The organism is Brevundimonas sp., from assembly GCF_041648115.1.
GTDB lineage: Bacteria > Pseudomonadota > Alphaproteobacteria > Caulobacterales > Caulobacteraceae > Brevundimonas.
In genome coordinates, this window is sequence record NZ_JBAZPR010000034.1 from 1 (window position 1) to 6,980 (window position 6,980).

The following is a 6,980-nucleotide window of genomic DNA, read 5'->3' on the forward strand; positions in this document are numbered from 1 at the left end:
TCCACACCGCGCGCGGCATCGTCGAGCGCAAGGACCTGGACGCCCTGTCGGTGGTCTGCAAGGCGGCCGACATGGACCGCGCCGTCTATCTGACCTACGCCGTCGCCGTCCTGGGCGCCGAGGACAATCCGATGGGCAAGGCCGCCGCCTACGGCCGCATGTACGGCGAACTGACCCGCGACGCCGCCCTTCGCACCCTGCGCTTCTGGCGCATGCGCCGCACAGCACAGGCGGCGTAAAGCAGCACAGACCTCTCCCTCCCCGTTCCGGGGAGGGTGGTCGCGCAGCGACCGGGTGGGGGCGGCCCAGCACGGACGCACTCAATCGAAGCTGGGTGTTGTCAGGACCGCACCGCACAACAGGCCGCGTTGCGAGATTTCGAAGTGATGGAGCATCGATCCTTTCTTTTGGAAGGAGAGACGGATGACCGTCATCAACGCACTCATCAACGCCTGGGCTGACTACGGTCCCGGCCTGATCGACAGCCTCATCAACCAGTTCGTCGCAACAGGTTTCCGGTGCTTCTTCAAGTGTTGGCGCCAGTGGTCTCGCACAGACGCGATAGGCCAACACTCAACGTCAAACGCACCACCGCCTCCTAAAAGACTGCGGTGAGGCGCCCATGACTATGCTGCTCTATCGACACCCCAGCATCTGCGGTGCATCGTCCTGCCGCCCCCACCCGGCTTCGGCTGCGCCTCAGCCACCCTCCCCCGCAGGGGGAGGGAGAAAGATCGGGCGCCGCCCCAAAGCAAAAACGCCCGCCTCCTTTCGGAAGCGGGCGTCCTCACACCGAAAAGATCCGGCTTATTTCTTGGCGCGCGCCGTCGTTGCGGCGCGGGCGGGCTTGCGGCCGCCCTGGCCCAGGCCCATCGACTTGGCCAGTTCCGAACGCGCCTTGGCGTAGTTCGGGGCGACCATGGGATAGTCTTTCGGCAGACCCCATTTGGCGCGGTAGTCTTCGGGGCTCATGTCGTATTTGGTTCGCAGGTGACGCTTCAACGACTTGAACTTGCGGCCGTCTTCCAGGCAAATCAGGAAGTCGGGCGCGATCGACTTGCGGATCGGCACCGCCGGCTCCTTGGGCTCAGGCTCGACCTCGACCGGACCATTGGAAACGCCCGACAAGGCGGCGTGAATATTGGCGATAAGCGCCGGCAGGGCCTCTGCCGAGACAGAGTTGTTGCCGACATAGGCCGACACGATGTCCGCAGTCATCTCTAGCAGTTCGGGCTTATCTTCCATTATCGATGTCGCTTTCATGATCCATGTGCGCTCGACTGATTCTCCAGTCGAGACATCCCTATATCCTCATAGGGTTGTTTTGGCCTGAAAGCAAACACGCGCCCAGGCGGTGCAATGCGCACGTTACCGAAAATACATGTAGTGGTTAGGATCAGCGGCCGAAGTCTTCGGCCAGCACCATCATCGCCGCGCGTTCGGGCGCCGAATATTCATCGACCATATCATCCTCGCCGTCGCGTATGGCGCGCAGCAAGGACGGCGTCAGGGCCGAGGATAGAGACCAGTTCCAGTAACGCAGGACCGTCTGCGCCCGGTCGACCGCCAGCATCTCATAGGTGATCTGCACCCGCTCCCAATCGGGATGGATCGTGCCGTCCGCCGCCGTCTCGGGCCGCCGCATCGAGCGCCACAGGTTCGTCAGGTCGGTGCGCGACATCCCCGTCGCCTTGCACAGGATCGCCAGCGGCTCGCCCCCCGGATCGCCCAGCAGCTTGGCCCCCGTCAGCGGCTTGACCCCGGCCAGGAAGGAGATCTCGGACGCCGTCTCGCGCGTCAGCCCGTCGCGCGCGGCGACCATGACGGCCTGTTCCAGACTGTCGAACGGGCTCTTGGCGATGGCGGCGCGATTGCGCTGGCGACGCTCGATGAACTGCAACGCCTTGCGCGCCACCGGATCGGCCCAGCCCTCTTCAGCGGCCATGGGGAAGACGTCCTCGGACGCCTCCTGCATGACTTCGCGCGACACGGCGAACCGCTGCAGGATGGTGCGGCGATCCTCGGCCGCGCACCACCAGAACATGACATAGGCGCCCGACGGCCTGAGTTCGGGCCGTTTCAGCAACAGGCCGCACAGGTTCGGCGACGGGCGGCTGAGGCCCACCACCGCCTCGATCCCGACCTGGGACAGGCGCGCGGTCTTGTTGCGCAGCACCGCCTCGATCACCTCCATCTCGCCGAAGGTGAACAGGGTCTCGGTCACGATCTCGGACAGTCCGCGCCGCGCCGCGATCAGCAGCCGGTGCTCGAAACTGGCGTCGCGCGCACAGCCGACGATGTCGGCGTCGCTGAGGGAGGCGCATTGTTCGATCAGCAGGCCCGCGATCTCGGCCTCGTCGCGCAGCAGCAGGCGCGCCACGCTGTTGGGCAGTTCGGCCAAAGGCGCCAGGCGCGAGGCGACCCGCCTGCGCTCCTCGCGCGAAGCCAGACGCAGCATCTCGACCAGCAGATCGCCGGTGACGGACCGCTCGAAGGCGTTGATCCGGCTGGCGGGAAGGGACACGACGTCGGCCAGCCGTTTCAGCAGCGCACGGCGTGCGCGCAGCGGCGGTTGCGGCGTCGCCTCTTCCCCCATCATGGCTGACAGTTCGCCCATTCGCCCACCTTAGGCGCCAGCGGTTAACCGGGCGTGAGCCTTCAGCTCTTGTTGACCACCACCACGATGGCCAGGATTACGAAGGCCACGACCGCCAGGACACGCGCGATCCACGGCGCAGCGACGAAGACGCCCAGCACGGTGAAGCCGCTCTTGACCGCCTCCGGCCGCGTCAGCGCCTGTTTGAACGTGCCGCCCGCACCGCCCCTCTCACCCGCGATCGGGTGACCGCAGTTGGGACAGGCGACGGCCGCCTCGGACACCTGGCGCGCGCAGGCGGGGCAAGAAATCAGGGCCATGTTCAGCCTCCCGGTTTCGGGGTGATGCGGATTTCGACGCGGCGGTTCTTCTGGCGCCCGTAGGGATCGTCCGAGCCGTCGGGCCTGGCGTTCGGAGCCACCGGCTGGCGCTCCCCGAACCCTTGCGCGCCCAGGGTGCGTCCGGCGGGGTCTTGCAGCCGGGCCGCCACCGCCCGCGCGCGTCTCAGCGACAGGCCCTCGTTATAGGCGTCGTCGCCCTTGGCGTCGGTATGGCCGCCGATACTGACCTGGGCGCCCGGATAGCTTTTCAGCAGTTCGCCCGCCCGCGTCAGGGCCGGCTCCGCATCGGCCCGGATCGTCGCCTTGTCGAAATCGAACAGCACGTCGGCCGGCAGGTCGATCACGATCACCCCGTCGCTGCGTCGCGCATTCAGCTCGGTCAGCAGGCTGCGCGTCGTCTCGACCCGTTCGGGCGACACCTCGGACGAGACGAAGACGCTCTCCAGTTCGCTGTCCGGCCCCGCCTTGGCGAAGGTGGACTGGGGCGCGGTCATGTCCTTCTCGAAGGTCGAGATCGTGCCGATGGCGCTGCCGCTCATCAGGCGCACCGTCATGGCCGAGACTACGCTCGGCGTCAGACCGGCGGCCAACAGCGCCGCCGCCAGGGCGGGCGCATGTCGTCTCGTCATCCGGCCGCTCCTGCCGCCGGCGTCGGATTCTGGGCCGCCTGGGCCGTCAACGGAATGGTCATGCGCAGGAACGGGCCGATGATGCTGTCCGACGTCGAGCCTTCGTTGAACACCACCGAAATCTGGTTCACCCCGGACGGCACCGCGCCCATGAAGACCAGCCGGCCGTTCATCGTGTCGCCCTTGACGATGTTCATGTTGGGATTGCCCTCGGGCGGCTTCAGGCGAAGCTTCTGGCCGTTGGGCAGTTCGATATAGGTGGCGTTGGTCGCCATCTGGACGTTGTTCGTCATGTCGCTGGCGAACGAGATGCTGACGTCCAGGATGGTGGCGTCCTCGGCCAGATCAACGTTCTTGACCCGCACCGTGGCCCCGACATCCGTCACGCCCTGCACGTCCACCGGCACATTGCGGATCTGGCGCACCTGGGCGGTGACGGGGGTGTTGGCGGCGGCGGCGGCCTGCTGCTCCGGCGACATCGACGGATCGACCGCCTGTTTGTCGTCGTTGTTGGAACAGGCGGCGAGCGCCAGGGCCGAGGCCCCTGCGACGGCGATCAGGCGAAGGGCGGCGACAGTCATGAAACGCTCCGGCGTTGTTGATACGCCGCGCGTCGCCCCACATCCCAAGCGGAGCCGCACGCGCGTCCGATATCGAACACGCGAGCGGCAGAAAGGCTCCGCTTACAAGCCCTCAAACAGCGCGGTCGACAGGTAGCGTTCGGCGAAGGACGGGATGATGACCACGATGGTCTTGCCCGCATTCTCATCCAGCGCCGCCAGGCGGAAGGCGGCGGTCAGGGCCGCGCCCGAGCTGATGCCGACGGGGATACCTTCGACGCGGGCGGCCTTGCGCGCCATGTCGAAACTGTCGTCGTTCGAGACCTGTTCGACGCCGTCCACGACCGACGGATCATAGATGGCCGGCGTAAAGCCCGCGCCGATGCCCTGGATCTTGTGCGGGCCGGGCGCGCCGCCCGACAGCACCGGCGAGGCTTCCGGCTCGACCGCGATCATCTTGACCGAGGCTTTCTTGGCTTTCAGCGCCTGGCCGACGCCCGAGATGGTGCCGCCGGTGCCGACGCCGGCGATGACGATGTCCACCGCCCCGTCCGTGTCGTTCCAGATTTCCTCGGCCGTCGTGACCCGGTGAATGACGGGATTGGCCAGGTTCTCGAACTGCGACGGGCTGACCGAGTTCGGCGTCGTCTCCAGCAGTTCCTGCGCCCGCGCAATGGCGCCCTTCATGCCCTTTTCAGCCGGGGTCAGCTCAAGCCGCGCGCCCAGCAGGGCCAGCATCTTGCGCCGTTCGATGGACATGCTTTCCGGCATGACCAGGATCAGCTTCAACCCCTTGGCCGCCGCCACGAAGGCCAGGGCGATGCCGGTGTTGCCGCTGGTCGGCTCGATCAGAACCGTGTCGGCGTTGATCTTGCCCGCCTCCTGCAACGCCTCGACCATGGCCACGCCGATCCGGTCCTTGACCGAGGCGATGGGGTTGAAGAACTCCAGCTTGGCCAGCACCGTGGCCTTGGCCCCGTATTCCGCCGACAGGCGCGGCAGGCGCACGATGGGCGTGTCGCCGATGGTGTCGACGATCGAGTCATACACCTTGCCCCGGCCCTTCTTCAGGTGGCGGGACGCGTCGTAGCTGAAGTCGGTCATGGGGAGGTCTCCGATGGGATCATGCAGTTGCGCTAACAGATAGGCGACGGCGGCGATCCGCAAGGGGGCGCGGGCGAGGATTTCTGACAAGACACCCCATCTCCGCTCCCGCCGATTTCCCCATCCCATTTCTCAGTCCCGTCATCCTCGGGCTCGACCCGAGGATCGGATGGTCCGCCGCTGGTGAGACAGGATCAGCACACAGCCCGATCCGCGCCCGATCCTCGGGTCGAGCCCGAGGATGACGGCAATGAGAAACCGCTACCGTTCCAGCACCACCCGCCCCGGATCGAAACCGACGACCTCGCGGATGACGATCATGCTCTTGAAGCCGCGCACACCCTTTTCGGGGATCAGTTCGCGGATGCCGAAGACCTCGTAGTCCTGCATCGAGCGGACGGCGACGGTCAGCAGATAGTCGGTCTCGCCCGTCACGTCCCAGGCGCCCTGCACCTCGGGACTGGCCTTCATGGCGCGCTGGAAAGCCTCCATCACCTTGCGGTCCTGGGTGTTCATCTCGACCTGGACATGCAGGACGATGCGCGGCTCGACCCTGGCCGGATCGATCACGGCGACATCGGCGGCGATGACCCCCTCGGCCCGCAGGCGACGCAGACGACGCAGCACGGCCGATTCCGACAGGCCCACCGCCTCGGCCGTCACCCGCGCGGGCTCCAGATTGTTGCGCCGGACCCGCGCCAGCAGGCGATGATCGAAATCGTCCAGGGTGACGAAATTCGTCATTATATGGCCTTTCGTGACGATTTCGGGCGCATTCAAGCCGAAAATCGCCGGGAAGTGCAAGCGGCATTATAGTAGTTTTACGCCATGACTTCCGTGGCCCTGAAACAGCACCTGACCTCGCCCCTGGCGATGCGCCTGATCCCCTATCTGGCGCTGTTCGCGGGCATGGTGACGCTGGCGGGCGGCACCTCCTTCGCCAAGACCCTGTTCCCGATCATCGGGGCGGAGGGGACCTCGGCCTATCGCGTTGGGATTTCGGCCGTTCTTCTGGTGGCGGTGTTCCGGCCGTGGCGCTTCCGACTGATCCGCGCCGACCTAGGCGCCATCGCGCTGTACGGCGTCGTGCTGGGGGCGATGAACCTCAGCTTCTACATGTCGCTGCGGACCATTCCGCTGGGCCTGGCCATCGCCATCGAGTTCATGGGACCGCTGACCCTGGCCCTGATCCATTCGAGGAAACCGATCCATTTCGTCTGCATCGGCTTTGCGGTGCTGGGCCTGGGCCTGCTGCTGCCGCTGAAGGCCGGCGCCGGCGCCCTGGACCCCGTCGGCATGGCCCTGGCCGCCTTCGCCGGCCTGTGCTGGGCGCTGTACATCGTGTTCGGCAAGCGGCTGTCGCACATCCATGCGGGCCAGTCGGTGGCGCTCGGCATGACGGTCGCGGCGTTCTTCGTCGTGCCGTTCGGCGTGGCCCATGCGGGCGCGGCGCTGTTGAACCCGGCCATCATCCTGGCCGGCGTGGCCGTCGCGATCTTCTCCAGCGCCCTGCCCTATTCGCTGGAGATGGTGGCCCTGCGCAGCATCCCCAAACGCACCTTCGGCGTAGTGCTCAGCGCCGAACCGGCGGTCGGCGCCCTGGCCGGCCTGCTGATTCTGCACGAACACCTGACCGGCCAGCAATGGCTCGCCATCGCCGCCATCGTCGCCGCCTCGGTCGGGGCCATCGCGATGACGCGAGCGGACCGGGTTCAGATCGAACCGGCCTGACCCTTATTCCGCTCATCCC

Annotated in this window: 8 protein-coding genes and 1 pseudogene; 2 read left to right on the forward strand and 7 right to left on the reverse strand. The window is 66.5% G+C overall.

The features are described 5' to 3' along the window. A pseudogene (locus WC597_RS17025) lies at positions 1 to 239 on the forward strand (hypothetical protein); the annotation flags it as partial. Between the two features lie 568 nt (positions 240 to 807). Here the strand turns inward: WC597_RS17025 and WC597_RS17030 are convergent. The 7 genes from WC597_RS17030 to WC597_RS17060 all read right to left on the reverse strand — a co-directional run bounded on the left by WC597_RS17030 (position 808) and on the right by WC597_RS17060 (position 5,974). Continuing rightward, positions 808 to 1,245, reverse strand: coding sequence for a MucR family transcriptional regulator (locus tag WC597_RS17030; RefSeq protein WP_372695241.1), 438 nt, complete (start codon positions 1,243 to 1,245; stop codon positions 808 to 810). A 151-nt stretch (positions 1,246 to 1,396) separates the two neighbouring features. Beyond that, entirely contained in the window at positions 1,397 to 2,617 is a 1,221-nt protein-coding gene (locus WC597_RS17035; protein WP_372695243.1) for a DUF2336 domain-containing protein, read from the reverse strand. A 41-nt stretch (positions 2,618 to 2,658) separates the two neighbouring features. Beyond that, positions 2,659 to 2,916: a hypothetical protein gene (locus WC597_RS17040; RefSeq protein ID WP_372695245.1), complete on the reverse strand. Its 258-nt coding sequence runs from the start codon at positions 2,914 to 2,916 to the stop codon at positions 2,659 to 2,661. A 2-nt stretch (positions 2,917 to 2,918) separates the two neighbouring features. Next, positions 2,919 to 3,566 carry an OmpA family protein gene (locus tag WC597_RS17045; RefSeq protein ID WP_372695247.1) on the reverse strand — a complete coding sequence of 216 codons (648 nt, stop codon included), beginning with the start codon at positions 3,564 to 3,566 and terminating at the stop codon, positions 2,919 to 2,921. Continuing rightward, positions 3,563 to 4,147, reverse strand: coding sequence for a hypothetical protein (locus WC597_RS17050; protein WP_372695249.1), 585 nt, complete (start codon positions 4,145 to 4,147; stop codon positions 3,563 to 3,565). Before WC597_RS17050 ends, WC597_RS17045 begins: the two co-directional genes overlap by 4 nt. Positions 4,148 to 4,249: 102 nt before the next feature. Continuing rightward, positions 4,250 to 5,230 carry a cysteine synthase A gene (gene cysK, locus WC597_RS17055; RefSeq protein WP_372695255.1) on the reverse strand — a complete coding sequence of 327 codons (981 nt, stop codon included), beginning with the start codon at positions 5,228 to 5,230 and terminating at the stop codon, positions 4,250 to 4,252. Between the two features lie 261 nt (positions 5,231 to 5,491). Continuing rightward, the gene (locus WC597_RS17060) at positions 5,492 to 5,974 is read right to left on the reverse strand and encodes an Lrp/AsnC family transcriptional regulator (RefSeq protein WP_372695251.1); all 483 of its coding nucleotides are present in this window, start codon (positions 5,972 to 5,974) and stop codon (positions 5,492 to 5,494) included. A gap of 84 nt (positions 5,975 to 6,058) precedes the next feature. On the opposite strand from WC597_RS17060, the gene WC597_RS17065 reads away from it, so the two are divergent. Next, positions 6,059 to 6,961: a DMT family transporter gene (locus WC597_RS17065; RefSeq protein ID WP_372695253.1), complete on the forward strand. Its 903-nt coding sequence runs from the start codon at positions 6,059 to 6,061 to the stop codon at positions 6,959 to 6,961. Positions 6,962 to 6,980: the final 19 nt, after the last annotated feature.